13 protein-coding genes are annotated in these 17,772 nt (G+C 73.8%); 9 read left to right on the top strand and 4 right to left on the bottom strand.

The window, feature by feature from the left end; all coding sequences use genetic code 11:
- The 4 genes from AB0O53_RS08450 (at nucleotide 1) to AB0O53_RS08435 (ending at nucleotide 5,147) form a co-directional block, all read left to right on the top strand.
- On the top strand, nucleotides 1-915 hold the full coding sequence (locus AB0O53_RS08450) for an ABC transporter permease (protein WP_403137620.1): 915 nt from the start codon (nucleotides 1-3) through the stop codon (nucleotides 913-915).
- Nucleotides 903-1,748 (top strand): ABC transporter permease, encoded by an 846-nt coding sequence (locus AB0O53_RS08445; RefSeq protein WP_350991004.1) that lies wholly within the window; start codon nucleotides 903-905, stop codon nucleotides 1,746-1,748. Before AB0O53_RS08450 ends, AB0O53_RS08445 begins: the two co-directional genes overlap by 13 nt.
- Before the next feature lie 8 nt (nucleotides 1,749-1,756).
- Nucleotides 1,757-2,863, top strand: a complete 1,107-nt coding sequence (locus AB0O53_RS08440) for an ABC transporter ATP-binding protein (protein WP_350991006.1) — start codon at nucleotides 1,757-1,759, stop codon at nucleotides 2,861-2,863.
- A gap of 391 nt (nucleotides 2,864-3,254) precedes the next feature.
- Nucleotides 3,255-5,147, top strand: coding sequence for an HAD-IA family hydrolase (locus tag AB0O53_RS08435; protein ID WP_365194023.1), 1,893 nt, complete (start codon nucleotides 3,255-3,257; stop codon nucleotides 5,145-5,147).
- Nucleotides 5,148-5,172: 25 nt separating this feature from the next.
- On the opposite strand, the gene AB0O53_RS08430 is transcribed toward AB0O53_RS08435, so the two are convergent.
- Complete coding sequence (locus AB0O53_RS08430) at nucleotides 5,173-6,591, bottom strand: FAD-dependent monooxygenase (protein ID WP_365194020.1); 1,419 nt, start codon at nucleotides 6,589-6,591, stop codon at nucleotides 5,173-5,175.
- Nucleotides 6,592-6,637: 46 nt separating this feature from the next.
- Between AB0O53_RS08430 and AB0O53_RS08425 the strand changes: the two genes are divergently transcribed.
- The 3 genes from AB0O53_RS08425 to gdhA all read left to right on the top strand — a co-directional run bounded on the left by AB0O53_RS08425 (nucleotide 6,638) and on the right by gdhA (nucleotide 9,523).
- A complete protein-coding gene (locus AB0O53_RS08425; RefSeq protein ID WP_350991011.1) occupies nucleotides 6,638-7,222 on the top strand; it encodes a TetR/AcrR family transcriptional regulator in 585 nt (194 codons plus the stop codon).
- Nucleotides 7,223-7,375: 153 nt separating this feature from the next.
- Entirely contained in the window at nucleotides 7,376-8,020 is a 645-nt protein-coding gene (locus tag AB0O53_RS08420) for a dihydrofolate reductase family protein (protein WP_350991012.1), read from the top strand.
- A gap of 147 nt (nucleotides 8,021-8,167) precedes the next feature.
- Nucleotides 8,168-9,523, top strand: coding sequence for an NADP-specific glutamate dehydrogenase (gene gdhA / locus AB0O53_RS08415; protein ID WP_350991014.1), 1,356 nt, complete (start codon nucleotides 8,168-8,170; stop codon nucleotides 9,521-9,523).
- Nucleotides 9,524-9,650: 127 nt separating this feature from the next.
- On the opposite strand, the gene AB0O53_RS08410 is transcribed toward gdhA, so the two are convergent.
- Nucleotides 9,651-10,301, bottom strand: coding sequence for a TetR/AcrR family transcriptional regulator C-terminal domain-containing protein (locus AB0O53_RS08410; RefSeq protein ID WP_350991016.1), 651 nt, complete (start codon nucleotides 10,299-10,301; stop codon nucleotides 9,651-9,653).
- A 27-nt stretch (nucleotides 10,302-10,328) separates the two neighbouring features.
- Between AB0O53_RS08410 and AB0O53_RS08405 the strand changes: the two genes are divergently transcribed.
- Both AB0O53_RS08405 and AB0O53_RS08400 read left to right on the top strand, forming a co-directional pair.
- Nucleotides 10,329-11,819: an FAD-dependent oxidoreductase gene (locus tag AB0O53_RS08405; protein WP_350991018.1), complete on the top strand. Its 1,491-nt coding sequence runs from the start codon at nucleotides 10,329-10,331 to the stop codon at nucleotides 11,817-11,819.
- A 211-nt stretch (nucleotides 11,820-12,030) separates the two neighbouring features.
- Nucleotides 12,031-13,230, top strand: a complete 1,200-nt coding sequence (locus AB0O53_RS08400) for a S8 family peptidase (RefSeq protein WP_365194014.1) — start codon at nucleotides 12,031-12,033, stop codon at nucleotides 13,228-13,230.
- Between the two features lie 73 nt (nucleotides 13,231-13,303).
- Here AB0O53_RS08400 and AB0O53_RS08395 read toward each other — a convergent pair whose 3' ends face one another.
- The gene (locus AB0O53_RS08395) at nucleotides 13,304-15,058 is read right to left on the bottom strand and encodes a SulP family inorganic anion transporter (RefSeq protein ID WP_365194012.1); all 1,755 of its coding nucleotides are present in this window, start codon (nucleotides 15,056-15,058) and stop codon (nucleotides 13,304-13,306) included.
- Nucleotides 15,058-17,772: a cation-translocating P-type ATPase gene (locus tag AB0O53_RS08390; RefSeq protein WP_403137474.1), complete on the bottom strand. Its 2,715-nt coding sequence runs from the start codon at nucleotides 17,770-17,772 to the stop codon at nucleotides 15,058-15,060. Before AB0O53_RS08390 ends, AB0O53_RS08395 begins: the two co-directional genes overlap by 1 nt.

The raw sequence follows: 17,772 nt of genomic DNA, 5'->3' as shown, positions 1-17,772 counted from the left end.
ATGACCACACCCCGCACGGCGGCGGCCGCCCCCGCGGCCGCCGCGCCCGCCCCCGCCGCCCGGACCGGGCGGCGGGCCCGCCGCTCCGGCGCACTCGCGGTCGTCCCCCTGCTGCTGTTCACCGCGATCGCCTTCGGCCTGCCCGCCGTCGCCATGCTCGACGGCGCCTTCACCACCCGGGACCCGGCCACCGGCGCCGCCTCGTACGGCCTCGGCAACCTGGCCGCCTCCTGGCAGGGCGCCTACCTCACCGCCCTCCTCGGCAGCGTGAAGCTGTCCGCCACCTCCGCGGTCCTCGCCGCCCTCCTCGGCCTCCTCCTCGCCCAGGCCGTCGTCACCTCCCCGCTGCGGGCCCTGCGCGAAGCCGTCCTGACCGCCTCCGGCGTCCTCGCCAACTTCGGCGGCGTCCCCCTCGCCTTCGCCTTCGTCGCCACCCTCGGCAACTCCGGCGTCCTGACCCGCGAGCTGGGCCTGACCGACAGCGGCTGGAACCTCTACAGCTTCTGGGGCCTGGTCCTCGTCTACCTCTACTTCCTCGTCCCCCTCATGGTCCTCACCATCACCCCCGCCCTCGACGGGCTGCGCACCCAGTGGCGGGAGGCCGCCCAGAACAACGGCGCCACCCACCGCCAGTACTGGCAGCACGTGGCCCTGCCCGTCCTCGCCCCCTCCCTCCTCGGCGGCCTCGTGCTCCTCTTCGGCAGTGCCTTCGCCGCCTACGCCACCGCCGCCGCGATGGTGGGCAGCTCGGTCCCGCTGGTCACGCTCCAGATCGCCGACGCGATCTCCGGCAACGTGCTCATCGGGCAGGAGAACGTGGCCCTCGCCCTCAGCCTCGACATGGTCCTCGTCGCGGGCCTGGTCATGGCGGTCTACCTGCCCCTGCAACGACGGAGCGCCCGATGGCTCGCCTGACCGCCCGACCGACCCCGGCCGCGGCCCCCTGGCGCGCCCTCGTCCTCGCCGCCGCGGCCCTGTACTTCCTGGTGCCGCTCGCCGCCTCCGTCGTCTTCACCGTCGACGTGCCCGGACAGGGCGTGAACCTCGACGCCTACACCCGCATCCTGGACACCGAGGGCTTCCTGCCCAGCCTGCTCCTCTCCCTCGAACTCGCGGCCGCCACCATCGCGGTGGTGCTGCTGCTCATGGTTCCCGCCACGGTGGCGCTGCGGCTGACCGCCTCCAGGCTGCGGCCCGTCGTCGAGGTCGTCTGTTCGCTGCCGCTCGTCGTCCCGCCCATCGCCTTCGTCGCCGGCATCGGCACCGTCCTGAAGTGGGGGCCCGAGCACCTCTCCCGCACCCCGCTCTTCCAGACCTTCGTCGCCGTCCAGAACCCGGACTTCCCCGTCGTCCTCGTCCTCGCCTACGCCGTGATGGCCCTGCCGTTCGCCTACCGGGCCCTGGACGCGGGACTGCGCGCCATCGACGTGCGCACCCTCGTCGAGGCGGCCCGCTCGTGCGGCGCGAGCCTGCCCCACGCCCTTCTGCGCGCCGTACTGCCGAACCTGCGCGGAGCCCTGCTGAGCGCCTCCTTCCTCACCCTCGCCCTGGTCCTCGGCGAGTTCACCACCGCCCAGCTCCTCGGCTTCCGGCCGTTCGCCGTCTGGATCGTCAACATCAGCGGCTCGCAGTCCCAGATGTCCGTCGCCGTCTCCGTCATGAGCCTGCTGGTGACCTGGCTGCTGCTCCTGGTCCTCGCCGGCTTCGGCGGCCGCCGCACCCCCTCCTCGACCACCGACCGGAAATGACACCCCTCATGAGCCTCACCGCACCCGCGCCGGCCGCGAACGGCACGCCCGTACCGTCCGACGCGGCCACCGTCGAACTGCGCGGCCTGCGCCGGGCCTTCGGCACCACCACCGCACTCGACGGACTCGACCTCACCGTGCGCCCCGGTGAACTCCTGGCCCTGCTCGGCCCGTCCGGCTGCGGCAAGACCACCGCACTGCGCATGCTGGCGGGCTTCGAGCACCCCGACGCGGGCGAGATCCTCGTCGACGGCAAGGACATCACCGCCGTTCCCGCGCACCGCCGCGACGCCGGCATGGTCTTCCAGTCCTACAGCCTCTTCCCGCACCTGAACGCCCTCGACAACGTGGCCTTCGGACTGCGGATGCGCCGGGTCCGCACCAGCGAACGGCGCGCCCGCGCCGCGGAACTGCTCGAACTCGTGGGCCTCGCCGACAAGGGCGACCGCTTCCCCCACCAGCTCTCCGGCGGACAGCAGCAGCGCATCGCGCTGGCCCGCGCCCTCGCCCTGCGCCCGCGGGTCCTGCTCCTGGACGAGCCGCTGTCCGCCCTCGACGCCAAGGTGCGCCTGACGCTGCGCGAGGAGATCCGCCGCCTCCAGCAGGAACTGGGCATCACCACGCTCTTCATCACCCACGACCAGGAGGAGGCGCTGTCCATGGCCGACCGCGTCGCGGTCATGCGCGCCGGCCGTCTGGAGCAGTGCGCCGCCCCGGCGGAGCTCTACGCCCGTCCCGCCACCGCCTTCGTCGCGGAGTTCGTGGGCACCATGAGCCGCATCCCGGGCCGGCTCCTCGCCTCCGGCGCGGCCGTCGAGGTCCTGGGCCGCCGCCTCGCCGTCGACGGCACCCCGCCGAGCACCGCGGACGGCGCCGAGGTCGACGTCCTCGTACGGCCCGAGTCGCTCGGGGTCAGCGCCGACGCGGCCGGGGAAGGCCGGGTCATCGGCACCTCGTTCCTGGGCGCCACCGTCCGCGTGTCCGTCGCCCTGGCCGACGGCACCCTGGTCAAGGCCGACGTTCCCGCGCACGACGCGGGCCGGCCCGCCGTCGGCGAGGCCGTTCGCCTGTCGCTGCCGGACCGCCCCGTCCTGGTGGCCCCGCGCGCGGACTGACCCGCGCGGACCGGCGGCGCCGGGCCGTGCCCGAGGCGGCCGGGGTCCCGCCCGGGATCGCCCCGGGCACGGCCCCGCCGCGGTCCCGCCCGCGGCCGGCGCCCCCGTCCGGCGTCCCGCCGGCGCTCCGTCCGCCCGGACGGTCCGTCGGCCGCCCCGCCCCGCGTCCCGCCGTCGCTCCGTCCGTCCGGACGGTTCGCAGGCCCCGCCGCCCCGGCCCCGCGTTCCGCCCCCGCCCGGGTGCACCCGTACCGCACGCCGCCCCGCGTACCGCGGGCGCTCCGTCGGCCGCCCCGGCCCGGGTTCGGCCACCGCCGGGGTCCGCCCGTACCGCGGGCCCGCCCCGACCCCCGGCCCCGCACCCCCTCCGCACCGGAAAGAGAACCCGTTCGTGACGTCCTCGTACACTCCTGCCCCGACCCCGCTGCAAGCCGTCCTCTTCGACATGGACGGCACCCTCGTCGACACCGAGCAGCTCTGGTGGGACACCGTGGCGGAGGCGGCCGAGCGGCTCGGGCACGTCCTCGTCGAGGCGGACCAGCCGGACGTGCTCGGCCGGCCCGTGGAGCACACCGCCGGCGTCCTCGCCGCCCGCAGCGGCGCCCCCGCCGCCGCGATCGCCGCCGAGCTGCACCGGGCCTTCGCCGACCGCGTCCGCACCCGGGTCGTGCTCCGGCCCGGCGCGCTGGCCCTGCTCGGCGCCCTGCGCGACGAGGGCGTCCCCACCGCCCTCGTCACGGCCTCCCCCCGGGAGGTCGCGGAGACCGTCGTGGCCGCCCTCGCGGAGGCCGGCCACGGCGGTTTCACGGTCACCGTCACGGCCGACGACACCGCCCTGACCAAACCGAACCCCGACCCCTACCTGGCGGCCTGCCGCGCGCTGCGGGTCCCGCCCGCCGCGTGCGTGGCCGTCGAGGACACCCCCACCGGCGTCGCCTCGGCCGAAGCCGCCGGCTGCCAGGTCCTCGCCGTGCCCTCCGTCGCCAGGATCGACCCGGCCCCGGGCCGCACCGTGCTGGACTCCCTGGAACAGGCCACACCCGACGGGCTGCGGGCCCTGGTCGCCGACGCCCCGGCGCCCCGGTTCCTCGTCCCCGGGCTCACCACCCGCCGCGCCCGCGCCGGCCGGCCCTTCACTGCCCGTGTCGCGGGCCTCCTGCGCGGCGCGGCCCGTCCCGTGACCTTCGCGGCCGCCGAAGGCCCCGCCTGGCTCACGGTCCACGCCGACGGCACCCTCAGCGGCACCCCCACCCCCACGCCCCCACCGGGCCCGGACGGCGCGGAGGTCGCCGTCGCCGAGGTCGCCGAGGTCGCCGAGGTCACCGCGGTCGACGCGCACGGCGCCACCGCCCGCCTCACCGTCCGCATCCCCGTGGCGGCCGCGGACGCGCCCCCGCTCGACCGGGTCCGGGTGATGAGCTGGAACCTGTGGCTCGGCGGCAGCCCCGTCGACGGCCACCGCGACAAGCAGTTGGCCGTGCTCCTCGCCGCGGACATCGACGTCGTCGGCCTCCAGGAGACCGCCGTGCACGCCGCGCCCGAACTCGCCGAAGCGCTCGGCTGGTTCCACCACAGCGCCGGGGAGAACCTGGCGGTCCTCAGCCGCCACCCCGTCGTCGACACCCTCGGCGACCCCGCGGTCGGCTTCTACGGTGCCGCCGGCGCCCGGATCCGGCTCGACGAGCACCCCGACGGCACCCCGCACGAGCTGGTGCTGTGGACCGCCCACCTCAACTACACGCCGTACGGGCCCTACGACGCCTGCTTCGGCGGCCTCCCGGCAGCCGAACTGGCCGACCGGGAGGGGGAGTCGGGCAGGGTCCGCGAGATCGACGGGATCCTGGCCGCGATGGCGCCGGACCTGGCGGCGGCCGACCGTACGCCGGTCCTGCTCGTCGGGGACTTCAACGCCCCTTCGCACCTGGACTGGACGGCCGCGGCCGCCCCGCTGCACGGCGGGCACGGACCGGTGGACTGGCCCGTCTCCCGCGCCGTGGAACGGGCCGGGCTGCGCGACTCCTACCGCGAGGCGCACCCGGACCCGGTGGCGGCTCCCGGAACCACCTGGTCGCCCGTCCACCCGCGGCACGAGGACGGCAGCGGCCGCCCGGAACCGCAGGACCGCATCGACTTCGTGCTGCACGCGGGCGACCGCCTCGACGTCCTGGACTCCACCGCCCTGGCCACGGGCCGCATCGCCCCCTGGCCGGACGTCGCGGCCAACGACTGGCCCTCCGACCACGCGGCGGTGGTCACCACCTTCCGCTTCGCCCGACGGGGATGACCCGGCGGCCGCCCCCGCCGCCGGGTCACCCCCACCGCCCGGCGACCGCCGCCCGGGCATCGGCTTCGGGACCGTCACCCGCCCAGGCCACGTGGCCGTCGGGGCGGATCAGCGCGGCCGCCACCCCCGCCCAGTCCGCGTGCGGTGCGGCGAGCGGCCCGCGGTGGTGGGTGACGCCCTCGGCCGCAGGGGCCCCGCCGGCCAGGTCCAGCAGCACGTGCCGGCCGGACCGCAGGAGCGCGAACAGCCCGGCGCCGCCGAGCCGGAGGTCGGGGGCGCGGGTGCCGGCGAGCCGGTGGCCGCCCTCGCCGGCCGGGTAGGCGACCGACAGCGCCGACAACCGCTCGGCCAGGGTGCGCGACAGTTCCGGCAGGTCGGCGATGAGCCCGCTCAGCAGGGCTCTCAGCGCCTGTCCTTCGGGGGAGTGGCCGGTCATCAGCGCGGTCTGCGCGCGGGTCGACGCCAGCAACTCGGCGCCGACCGGGTGGCGTTCGTCGTGATAGGAGTCGAGCAGGGCGTCGCCCGCCTCGCCCCTGACCACGGCGGCCAGCTTCCAGCCGAGGTTGGCGGCGTCCTGGACACCGACGTTGAGACCGACGCCGCCGGTCGGGAAGTGCATGTGCGCGGCGTCGCCCGCGAGCAGCACCCGGCCGTTGCGGTAGCGCTCGGCCTGCCGGGTGGCATTGCCGAAGCGGGAGAGCCAGCGCGGGTCGCGCAGCCCGTAGTCGCCCCCGGAGATGGCCACCACCTTGGCCCGCAGCTCGTCGAGGGTCAGCGGGCCGGGCCGGGCGGGGCCGGCGCCGTCCGGGTCCCCGCCGACGATCCGGTGCACACCGCCCGGCAGCGGTACCACCATCAGGCCGCCGGCCGGACCGGAGACGCTGACCGGGCCCCGCGGCGGCGCGTCCAGCACGACGTCGCCGAGCCAGCCCCAGGTGGTGGCGTCCGTTCCGGGGAAGGCGATGCCGGCGGCGCCCCGTACGACGCTGCGCGTGCCGTCGCAGCCGACGACGTGGGTGGCCCGTACCGGGGGCCTCCCGGCGATCTCGACCGTGACGCCGGACGGGTCCTGGGCGAGGCCGGTGACGCGGTGGCCCCGCAGGATCCGGGCTCCGGCGGCCCGCGCGTGCTCCTCCAGCAGCGCCTCCGTACGGGCCTGGGGCAGGGCGAGCGTGAAGGGGAACGGCGTGTCGAGCACGCCGAAGTCCATCCGGTCGTCCAGGCCGCCGAAGTGGCCGTCCGGGATGCGGCGGCCCTCGTCCAGGAACCGGTCCACGATGCCGCGGCACGCCAGCAGCTCCAGGGTGCGGGGATGCACCGTGAGGGCCTTGGAGTGCGGATCCGGCTCCTCCCGGTCCTCCAGGACGGTCACTTCGGCTCCGCCCAGCCGCAGTTCTGCCGCCAGCCACAGGCCGACGGGCCCGGCTCCGACGATGACGATCATCGAGGATCCTCCTTGTTGGTCACTGACCAAGAAGTAGACTTGGTCAGTGACCAAAAAGCAAGACGGTGTGGTGCGGGCGGCGCTGGAGCTCCTGGACGAGCGCGGGGCGGAGGGGGTCTCCGTCCGCGGGGTCGCCGACCGCCTCGGAGTACGGATGAACACCGTGCTCTGGCACGCCAAGTCCAAGGCCCGCCTGCTGGAGCTGATGGCCGACGCGATCGTCGCCGAGGTCTCCCCCGAGGGGTTGCCCGAGGACTGGCGCGAGCGCGTCCACGAGCTCGCCCGCCGCTACCGGCGGGCGCTGCTCTCCCATCGCGACGGCGCGGTGATCGTGGCCGGCACGCACGTCGCGGAACCGGGCACGCTCCGCTTCGCGGACCGGATGGTCGAGGCGCTGCTCGCCGGCGGGTTCGGCGACCGGGAGGCCGCCTGGACCTGCTGGTCGATCGTCTACTTCGTGCTGGGGCTGGCCCAGGAGGAGCAGACCGCGGACCGGGCCCACGGCGAGACCCTGGCCGCGGCCCTGGCGCCCGGCGGATACCCCGCCCTGAGCCGGGTCGGCGCCCACCTGGGCGACGCCTCCTTCGACGAGCGGTTCGAACACGGCATCGGACTCATGACCCGCCGGTGACCGGCCGGTCACCGGCCGGACCGGATGCCGCCCGCGACTCCCGTCGCGAGGTTCGCGGCGATGTCCGTCGCGATGTCCGTCGTGGCGATGAGTTCGCGGGCTCCCGCCGGTCTATCCATGGACGGAAGAAGACCGACGCACCGGGAGCACGTCATGGGACTCATCCACATCGAGCTGTTCGCGACCCTCGACCTCGTCGGGCAGGCGCCCGGCGGCCCCGACGAGGACCCGGTCGGGTTCCCGTTCGGCGGCTGGCAGGCGCCCCTGCTGGACGAGGTGTCCGGGGAGCAGGTCGGCGCCGCGTACGAGGGCACGGACGCCCTCCTGCTCGGACGGCGGACCTACGACATCTTCGCCGCCTACTGGCCCCACCAGGAGGGCGGCGAGGACGACGGCATCGCCACCCTCTTCAACCGCGTCCCGAAGTACGTGGCCTCGCGCGGCCGGCCCGACCTGTCGTGGGCCGGGTCCACACAGCTCGGCCCCGACCTCGCCGCCGCGGTCCGCGAGATCCGCGACCGGCACGAGCACGTGAAGGTCGTCGGCAGCCTGAACCTCGTGCAGAGCCTGCTGCGCGAGAAGCTCTTCGACCGGCTCGACCTCTGGGTGCACCCGATCGTGCTCGGGGTCGGCAAGAAGGTGTTCGACGGGGGAGAGGTGCCCACCAGCCTCACGCTCCTCCAGCCCCCGGCCGCCGGCCCGAAGGGCACCGTGTACCTGCGCTACGGGCTCGCCGACGGGATCCCCGCGACGGGCGACATGAGCGCACCCGACCGCGGCACCGGGAACGGCCGCTGACGCGCTTTTTTGTCCGCAGGGCAGAAGCCTTCACCGGCCCGGCGGCGTGCGCGGTAGCCTCCGCGGAGGAGCCGCTCTGACGGAAGAACTCTTCCGAAAGCGCGCGTTCGCGGCGCGCTGCACGTGGAACCCTACGGAAGGACATACGTGAAGGACTCGAAGGACAGGCTGGAAGCACTGCGGGCCGAGATCGAGCGCCGCAACCCCGCACAGCCCGAGTTCCACCAGGCGGTACGGGAGGTCCTCGACACCCTGGCCCCCGTCTTCACCGCCCGGCCCGAGTACGCCGACCCGGCCGTGGCCCTGGTGGAACGGCTCACCGAGCCCGAGCGGCAGATCGTCTTCCGTGTCCCGTGGCAGGACGACCGGGGCCGGGTCCACGTCAACCGCGGCTACCGCGTGGAGTTCAACAGCGCCCTCGGTCCGTACAAGGGCGGCCTGCGCTTCCACCCCTCGGTGGACATCGGCGTGGTGAAGTTCCTCGGCTTCGAGCAGGTCTTCAAGAACGCCCTGACCGGCCTCGGCATCGGCGGCGGCAAGGGCGGCAGCGACTTCGACCCGCACGGCAGGTCGGACGCCGAGGTCATGCGGTTCTGCCAGTCCTTCATGACCGAGCTGCACCGGCACATCGGTGAGCACACCGACGTCCCCGCCGGGGACATCGGCGTCGGCGGCCGCGAGATCGGCTACCTCTTCGGCCAGTACCGGCGCATCACCAACCGCTGGGAGGCCGGCGTCCTGACCGGCAAGGGCCAGGGCTGGGGCGGCTCCGCGATCCGGCCGCAGGCCACCGGTTACGGCAGCGTGCTGTTCGCCGCCGAGATGCTGGGGGTCCGGGGCGAGTCGCTGGACGGGCTGGCCGCGGTGGTCTCCGGCTCCGGCAACGTCGCGCTGTACACGATCGAGAAGCTCCAGCAGCTCGGCGCGAACCCGCTGACCTGCTCGGACTCCCAGGGCTACGTCATCGACGACAAGGGCATCGACCTGGCGCTGCTCAAGCAGGTCAAGGAGGTCGAGCGGGGACGGGTGAGCGAGTACGCGGCGCGCCGCGGGTCCTCCGCGCGGTTCGTGCCCGGCGGACGGGTCTGGGAGGTGCCGGCGGACATCGCCTTCCCCTCCGCCACGCAGAACGAACTGGACGCGCGGGACGCCCGTACGCTCGTCGCGGGCGGGGTCAAGGCGGTCTCCGAGGGCGCCAACATGCCGACCACGCCCGAGGCCGTGCGGATCCTGCAGGAGGCCGGGGTCGCGTTCGGGCCGGGCAAGGCCGCCAACGCGGGCGGGGTCGCGGTCAGCGCCCTGGAGATGAGCCAGAACGCCGGCCGGGTGGCCTGGAGCGCGCAGCGGGTGGAGGACGAGCTCGCCGGCATCATGCGGTCCATCCACGCCGTCGCCCACGAGACGGCCGAGCGGTACGGGGCCCCGGGCGACTACGTCACCGGCGCCAACATCGCCGGCTTCGAGCGGGTCGCGGACGCCATGCTGGCCCAGGGCGTCATCTGACCGGTTGACCGGACGGCGCCGCCGCGCGCCGGTGCCGTGAGGGAGCGGTCCGGGACGGGTGTCCCGGACCGCTCCGGCGTGTCCGGGCCCGCCGTGCCCGGTGCGTCCGCCTGCCGGCGGCACTCCCTCAGGAGATGCCGTAGCGCGCCTCGATGCCCGCGACGAGCAGGCGCAGGCTCTCCTCGAAGCCCGTGGAGAAGTCCTGGAAGAGTTCCGCCCCCGCGGCCGCCGCCAGGGGGAACTCCGCCATGCGCGCGGCGCGTTCGTCCGGGTCGTAGCCGTCGCGGCGGTCGCCGGGGAGGGGCTCGACCCCCTGTTCCTCGGTGACGAAGCCCAGCGTGAAGTAGTAGGCCGTGGTGAGCGCGCGGACGGCCTGCGGGAGGCCGAAGCCGGCCTCGACGAAGGCCCGGAGGTGCTCCTCCATCTGTACTGCGTGCTCGGTGCCGGTGAAGCGGGAGCCGCTGTAGACCTTGGCGCCGTCGCGGTAGCCGAGCAGGGCGGCGCGCAGTCCGGTGTTGGCGGTCGTCAGCCGTTCCTGCCACGAGGCGTCGGCCGGGATCCGCTGCCCGGCGACCATCCGCCGGTACATCTCGGTGGCCATCTCGTCGAGCAGTTCCTGCTTGTTCTTGAAGTGCCAGTAGAGGGCGGGCGCCTGGACGTCCAGTTCCTTGGCGATCGCGCGCAGGGTCAGGCCGTCGAGGCCGACCTCGTTCAGCAGTCGCAGCGCGGTGTCGACGGCCTGCTTCTTGTCCAGCTTGGGGGGTCTCCGGGTTGCCACGCTTGACAGTTTAACGGCGTTAAATGCATGCTGGCGGTGCCTGAATTTAACAACGTTAAGGAGAGTGTCGTGGGCCTGCAGATCCAGCGCACGGAGGTGCTCGTCGTCGGCGCCGGCCCCACCGGGCTCGCGCTCGCCGTCGACCTCGCCCGCCACGGAGTCGACGCCCTCGTCGTCGAGCGGTCCGGCTCCCTCTTCCCGGGGTCCCGCGGCAAGGGGCTCCAGCCCCGCACCCTGGAGGTGCTCGACGACCTCGGCGTGTACGAGGAGATCCGGGCGGCGGGCGCCCCCTACCCGGTCGGCATGGTCTGGCGGGACGGCGTCCGCGCCGGCGAGCACCGGATGTTCGACGACGTCGCCCCGGACGAGGGCGCCCCGTACGAGGGCCCCTGGATGGTGCCGCAGTGGCGGACCCAGGAGATCCTCGCCGCCAGACTCGCGGAGCTGGGCGGCGCGATCGCCTTCGGCCGGGAGGTGACCGGCGTCGAACAGGACGCCGAGGGGGTGACGGTCGCCTTCGCCGACGGGACGCCCGTCCGCGCGCGCTACGCCGTCGCCGCCGACGGCGGCCGGTCCACCCTGCGGCGCGCGCTGGGCATCGCCATGACGGGCGAGACGGTCGACCCGAGTCCGATGCTCGTCGCGGACCTGCGCATCACCGGCCTCGACCGCGACAACTGGCACGTCTTCCCGCCCGCCGACGGCGGCGGCTTCCTGGCGATCTGCCCGCTGGCCGGTACGGAGGACTTCCAGGCGGTCGCGCAGTTCGCGGAGGGCGTCGAGCCGGACCTCTCGCTCGACGGGATCCGGACGGTGGTCGCGGCCCGCTCCCACCTCGCCCCCGGTGATGTGACGCAGGTGCGCTGGGCCTCGGACTTCCGGCCGCGGGCCGCCATGGCCGACCGGTTCCGCGACGGCCGCGTCCTCCTCGCGGGCGACAGCGCGCACGTGCACTCGCCCGCCGGCGGGCAGGGACTCAACACCAGCATCCAGGACGCCTACAACCTCGGCTGGAAGCTGGCGGCCGTCCTGCGCGCCGGAGTCCGCGCCTCGCTGCTCGACTCCTACGAGGAGGAGCGGCTGCCGGTCGCCGCCGAGATGCTCGGCCTGTCCACCCGCATCCACCGAGGCGAGGCCCGTCGCGGCGCCGCCACCCGGCAGCTCGGCCTCGGCTACCGCGACGGCGCCCTGGCCGTGGAGACCCGTACGGGCCTGGCCGAGGGGGCGCTGCGGGCGGGCGACCGCGCACCGGACGGCATCCGGGGCGGCGTCCGGCTGTTCGAGGAGTTCCGCGGGGCGCACTGGACGCTGCTCGCCGTCGGTGCGGCGGGCGCCGCCGGCCGCAGCCTGCCCGACCTGTCCGGACTTCCCGGGCTCGCGGAGGTCCGTACCGTCCGCATCCCCGCGTACGAGGCCTACGGGGACGGGGTGTTCCTGGTCCGCCCCGACGGCTACGTCGGGTGGGCCGGAGCCTCCGCGGAGGGGCTCGCCTCCTACGCGGCGGGCTTCGCGGGATAGCTCCGGTGTCGCCGCCGAAAGAACGTGCGTATTACACGCGGGAGTTCGTGAGAACGCGTGTGCGAGGTGGAGGAGGTGTGGAGGGGGTTTTAAGAAACCTTGTTGAACAAGTCCTTACCCCCGGTTCGCCCTTGATTTGCTCCTGTCAATCGGAACAGGGTTCTACAGAACGTTTGACGCCCCACACGTCAACACGAGGAGAACCCTCTTCATGGCAACTCACAAGCGATCCAAAGCCCTTCGCAACACGGCGATAGCCGCGTCAGCCGCAACAGCGGTCGCCGCGGGGCTGTTTGCGAGCCCCCTCGCGGGGGCGGCCACACCGGCCGAAGGGACTGTGCACGGCCTCGGCGCCCCGGGCGCCGTGGACGGCAGCTTCGTCGTCATCCTCGACGCATCCGCGAACAAGGAGGACCTGGCGAAGAAGTACGGCGGCAAGTTGGAGCGCGCCTACGGCTCCAAGGTCAACGGTTTCTCCGCCTCCGGTCTGACGGAGAAGGAGGCCAAGCGGCTCGCCGCCGACCCGGCCGTCGGCACGGTCGTGCAGAACAAGCGCTTCACCATCAGCGAGACCCAGGACAAGCCCCCGTCCTGGGGCCTGGACCGGATCGACCAGGCCGCCACGGCCGGCGACCAGAAGTACACGTACCCCGACGGCGGCGGTGAGGGGGTGACGGCCTACGTCATCGACACGGGCGTCCGCACCACGCACAAGGACTTCGGCGGCCGGGCCACCAGTGGCTTCGACGCGATCGACAACGATGAGAGCGCCGACGACGGCAACGGCCACGGAACGCACGTGGCCGGAACCATCGCCGGCGCCTCGCACGGTGTCGCGAAGAAAGCCAAGATCGTCGCGGTGCGGGTGCTGGACGACAACGGCTCCGGCACCACCGAGCAGGTCGTCGCGGGCATCGACTGGGTGACGCAGAACCACTCCGGTCCGTCCGTCGCCAACATGAGCCTCGGCGGCGGCGTCGACGAGGCGCTGGACGCGGCGGTCAAGCGGGCCATCGACGCGGGCGTGAGCTTCGCGGTGGCGGCCGGCAACGAGTCCTCCGACGCCGGGCAGGGTTCCCCCTCCCGGGTGCCCGAAGCCCTCACGGTCGCCTCCAGCACCGAGGACGACCAGCAGTCGGACTTCTCGAACTTCGGCTCGGTGGTGGACCTGTACGCGCCGGGCTCGGAGATCACGTCGGCCTGGAACGACAGTGACACCGGGGTCAAGACGATCTCGGGCACCTCGATGGCCTCCCCGCACGTGGCGGGCGCCGCCGCCCTGTACCTGGCGGCCCACCCGTCCGCGACGCCGGCCGACACGGCTGCCGCGCTGACCGGTGCCGCGACGGAGGGAGCCATCAAGAACCCGTCGTCCGGCACGGCGAACAAGCTGCTGAAGGTTACGAAGTAACGTTTCGGCAGAGTCGTCGGGAGCGGCCCTCCGCACAACGGAGGGCCGCTCCTCTGCGTGCCGCCCGCAGCGGTCAGCGGCCGCCGTCCGTCCACTCGGCCCCGGTGCGCCGGCGGAACTCCGCGACGGCGGCCCCCACGGTCGGGAAGAAGTGCCGGGGGTCGATGGTCCGGGTGAGCTCGTACCGCTCGATCTTCCGCCGCACCGGATCCTTCAGCTCGGCGAACACCAGGTGCACGCCGTCCGCGTTGAGCGCCTCGTCCAGGTCCTCCAGGACGTCAGCGGCGGTGGTGTCCACGTCCGTCATGGGCTCCGCCGCGACCACGATCCAGGCGGGCCGCGGGTCCGCGGCCGCCAGGCGCCTGATCTCGTCGCGGAAGGTCCTGGCGTTGGCGAAGAAGAGCGGCGCGTCGAACCGGTAGATCACCAGGCCCGGCAGCTGCCGGGCCCGCGGGTACGAGCGGACGTCGTGGTAGCCCTCCAGGTCCGGCACCCGCCCCAGTACGGTGCGGTACGGCCACCACGCGCGCCGGAAGACGTTGAGGACGGACAGGGCCACCGCGACGGCGATCCCCGGCAGCACGCCGAGCAGGGCCACACCGGCGAAGGCCGCACAGCACAGCAGGAACTCCGTACGGCTCTGCCGCCACAGCCGCACGCACCCGGGAACGTCCGCGAGGGACAGCGACGCCGTGATGACCACGGCGGCGAGGGCCGGCTGGGGGAGGTCGCGGAACAGGCCCGGGACCAGTACCAGCATCAGGACGATGAGCACGGCCCCGACCACCCCGGTGAGCTGGGTCCTGGCCCCCGCCCGCTCCGCCACCGCCGTACGCGACCCGCTGGTGCTGACGGGGAAGCCCTGGAAGAGGCCGGCCGCCAGGTTGGCCACCCCGACGCCCGCCATCTCCTGGTTGCCGCGCACCTCCTGCCCCGTACGGGCCGCGAACGCCGACGCGTTCGAGATCGTGTCGGTCAGCGACACCAGGGCGATGCCCAGGGCGCCCCCCAGCAGCAGCGGCAGGTCGGAGGGCCGGACGTCGGGGACCGTGAACGGCGGGAAGCCCTCCGGTAGTTCCCCCACCAGCGCGACACCGCGCCCGCCCAGGTCGAGGACGACCGCCGCGCCGATCGCCAGGACCACCATCACCAGCACCGCCGGGACCTGCGGCAGGAAGCGCTGCAGCACCAGCACCACGACGATCCCGCCGATGCCGACCGCGGCGGCGGCCGGTACGGCCGCGCCGCCGGCGAGGCCGCGCACGAAGCCGGCGCACTCGCCGATCAGGCTGTCCGCCTCGACGGAGAAGCCGAGCAGCTTGGGCAGCTGTCCGATCAGGATGGTCAGCGCCAGGCCGTTCATGTAGCCGATCATCGTCGGCCTGGAGATCAGATCGGCGACGAAGCCGAGCCGCGCCACCGAGGCCAGGATCATGACGGCCCCCACCATCAGCGCGAGCACCGACGCCAGCGCCACGGCCCGGTCGGGATCCCCGCCGGCGGCCACCAGCGGCAGGACGGTGGCCGCGATCATCGGGCCCAGCGCGGAGTCCGGGCCCAGCACCAGGATCCGGGACGGCCCGCACACCGCGTAGCCGAGGAGGCACAGGACGCTCGTGTACAGGCCGGTGATGGCCGGCAGACCCGCCAGCTCGGCGTACGCCATGCCCTGCGGCACCAGCAGCGTGGTCAGGACGACCCCCGCCACCAGGTCCTTGACCAGCCACTCGCGGCGGTAGGCCGCGGCCGCGCGGATCCCGGGTACGGCCCGCACCCGGGAGAGGAGCCTGCGGTTCGGCTGCCGGGCCTGCTCGGGCCCCCCGGCCATCAGGTGCCTCGGGACCGGCGGGCCACGAGCTTGCCCAGCTCCCACAGCAGCAGGAGGGCGACGGCGGCGAGCAGCGCCCAGCCGAACTGCCGGGCGTCGATCTCCGTCGTCCCCAGGAGGCGCTGGAAGCCGTCCATCTGGGTCACCAGCACCGCCAGCACGAACTGGGCCAGCGCCACCCAGTTCATCTGCTTGCTGTCGAAGGTGGACGCGGTCAGCACCGAGTCCGTCTCGCTGCGGCACTCGAACGCCGCCACGATCAGACAGAGCGCGAACGCGGTGAACGCGATGGAGCGACCGGTCCCGATGCTCCCGAAGTGGGACTCGCCCAGCGTGATCAGCCCCAGCAGGACGACGGTGATCGCCAGCCCGCCGAGTCCGACCGTGATCAGCACGGGCCGGGTGAGCACCGACTCCCCGCGCGGCCGCGGCGTGCGCCGCATCAGCCCGGGGCTCTCCCGGTCGAAGCCCAGCGCGAAGCCGAAAGAGGCGTTGACGACGAAGTGGATCCACAGCACCTGCGGCGGGGTGAAGGGCTCACCGGCGGCGATGTTGAACACGGTGGCCCCGAGGAAGGTCAGGACGAACGTGACCAGCAGGAGCAGGACGAACCGGATGTACTTGGTGAGGTTGTCGTAGATCCTGCGGCCCTGCTCCACGGCGTAGACGATGGTCGCGAAATTATCGTCGGAGAGGATCATGCGCCCGGCGTTCTTCGCGACGTCCGTACCGCTGCCCATGGCGATGCCGATGTCTGCGGCCTTGATCGCGGGCGCGTCGTTGACGCCGTCCCCGGTCATCGCCACGACATCGCCCCTCTTCTTCAGCGTGTCGGCGAGCAGCACCTTGTGCTCCGGCGCGACCCGCCCCACCACACCGATGCCGTCGATCCGGGCGATCTGCTCCTCCTCGCTCAGGGCGGCGAAGTCGGCGCCGAGGATCGCCTCGCCCGGGATGCCGAGCTGCCGGGCGATCGCCGCTCCGGTCGTGACGTCGTCACCGGTGACCATGCGGACCCGGATGTGCCCCGCGCGGGCGTCGGCCACGGCCGCCTTCGCCTCCTCCCGGGGAGGGTCGACCATGCCGACGAGGCTGGTCATCCGCAACTCCGTGACGTACGCGAGCAGGTCGCCCTGCGGATCGAAGGCGGCCGGGTCCAGGTCCCGGGTGGCCGCGGCCATCACCCGGCGGCCCTCGCCGCCCATCCGCTCGGCCTGCTCCTCGGCCCGCGCGGCCAGCGCGGCGTCCCACGGGACGGTCTCGCCCGCCGCGAGCGCGGTGGCGGCCCGCGCCACCACCGCCGGGGCCGCACCCTTGACGAAGCACCGCACGACCCGCCGTCCGGCGGCGTCGCGGGCCTCGTTGAAGGTGGCCATCAGCTTGTACCCGGGGTCGAACGGCAGGGTGGCCAGCCTGGGCAGGCCCTCCCTGGTGGTGTCGACGTCCAGCCCCGCCTTGTGCGCCAGCACCAGCAGCGCACCCTCGGTGGGATCGCCCACCACCGCGCCGTCCACCAGCTTGGCGTCGCTGGCCACCACGTACGGCAGGATCGCGTCCTCGATGCCGGCCGCGGAGCCCGCCGCGTGGTGGATCCTGCCCTCCAGCCCGTACCCCGTGCCCGAGACCGTGTACCGGTCGGTGGGGCTCAGCACCTCGACGGCCGTCATCTGGTTCATCGTCAGGGTGCCAGTCTTGTCGGAGTTGATCGCCGAGGTGAACGCCAGGGTCTCGACCGACGGCAACTCCTTGACGATGGCGTTCCGCTTCGCCAGGTTGAGGCTGCCGACGGACAGGATCGCCTGCGTCACGGTCGGCAGGGCCTCGGGGATGGCGGCGATGGCCAGCGAGACCGCGCTGACGAACAGCACGTCCCACGCCTGGTCCCGCTGCCTCCCCAGGGCGAACATCACGATCATGGTCAGGCCCGCCGCGGCCGTGATCCACAGCGTCAGGGTGTCGAGCTCCTTGGTGAGCGGCGGCACTTCCTTCTCGGTGGCCCTCAGCATCCCGGAGATCTTGCCGAGTTCGGTGCCGGAGCCGGTCGCGGTGACGACGAGCACGCCGCTGCCGTGGGTGACCGGCGTGTTCATGAACGCCATGTTCGTCCGGTCGCCGGGCGCCGGGAGGGTGCCCGTGAGCGTGCCGGAGTCCTTCGCGGCGGGAACGCTCTCGCCGGTGAGCGCCGACTCGTCGATCTGCAGGGCGCTGGCCCCGATGATGCGTCCGTCCGCCCCCACCTGGTCCCCGGCGGCGATGAGCACCACGTCCCCGACGACGAGCTGCTCCGCGGGGACCTCGGCCTCCGTGCCGTCCCGGCGGACCCGCGCCGTCGCCTTCATCATCGACTGCAGCGCGTTCATCGCGCTCTCGGCCTTGCCCTCCTGGCGCAGGCCGACCACCGCGTTCAGCAGGGTCAGCACGATCAGCAGGACCGCGGTGGTCCACTCCCTGATGAGGAGTGAGACGGCCGCCGCGGCCAGCAGCACGAGCTGCATGTAGCTGCGGTACTGCGCGAGGAACCGGCGCCAGGCCGGGGTCCGCTCCTCCTCGGGCAGCGCGTTCGCTCCGTTCGCGGCCAGGAGCTCAGCCGCCCGCGCCGCGGACAGGCCGACGGCCGGGTCGACGCCGAACGCGGCGACGACCTCCTCCGGCGTGCGCGTGTACCAGGCGTCCCCCGCAGCCGGGGGCCGCCCTCCCGCAGATTCCGCCCGCAC

Origin of the sequence: Streptomyces erythrochromogenes (assembly GCF_040684695.1) — a bacterium.
In the GTDB taxonomy this organism is placed as follows: Bacteria; Actinomycetota; Actinomycetes; order Streptomycetales; family Streptomycetaceae; genus Streptomyces; species Streptomyces erythrochromogenes_C.
This window is presented reverse-complemented; position numbering and strand designations above follow the sequence as displayed.

Coding starts and splice junctions, on each gene's coding strand:
- AB0O53_RS08450 (WP_403137620.1), top strand. CDS start 1: ATGACCACACCCCGCACGGCGGCGGCCGCCCCCGCGGCCGCCGCGCCC.
- AB0O53_RS08445 (WP_350991004.1), top strand. CDS start 903: ATGGCTCGCCTGACCGCCCGACCGACCCCGGCCGCGGCCCCCTGGCGC.
- AB0O53_RS08440 (WP_350991006.1), top strand. CDS start 1,757: ATGAGCCTCACCGCACCCGCGCCGGCCGCGAACGGCACGCCCGTACCG.
- AB0O53_RS08430 (WP_365194020.1), bottom strand. CDS start 6,591: ATGATCGTCATCGTCGGAGCCGGGCCCGTCGGCCTGTGGCTGGCGGCA.
- AB0O53_RS08420 (WP_350991012.1), top strand. CDS start 7,376: ATGGGACTCATCCACATCGAGCTGTTCGCGACCCTCGACCTCGTCGGG.
- AB0O53_RS08405 (WP_350991018.1), top strand. CDS start 10,329: ATGCTGGCGGTGCCTGAATTTAACAACGTTAAGGAGAGTGTCGTGGGC.
- AB0O53_RS08400 (WP_365194014.1), top strand. CDS start 12,031: ATGGCAACTCACAAGCGATCCAAAGCCCTTCGCAACACGGCGATAGCC.
- AB0O53_RS08395 (WP_365194012.1), bottom strand. CDS start 15,058: ATGGCCGGGGGGCCCGAGCAGGCCCGGCAGCCGAACCGCAGGCTCCTC.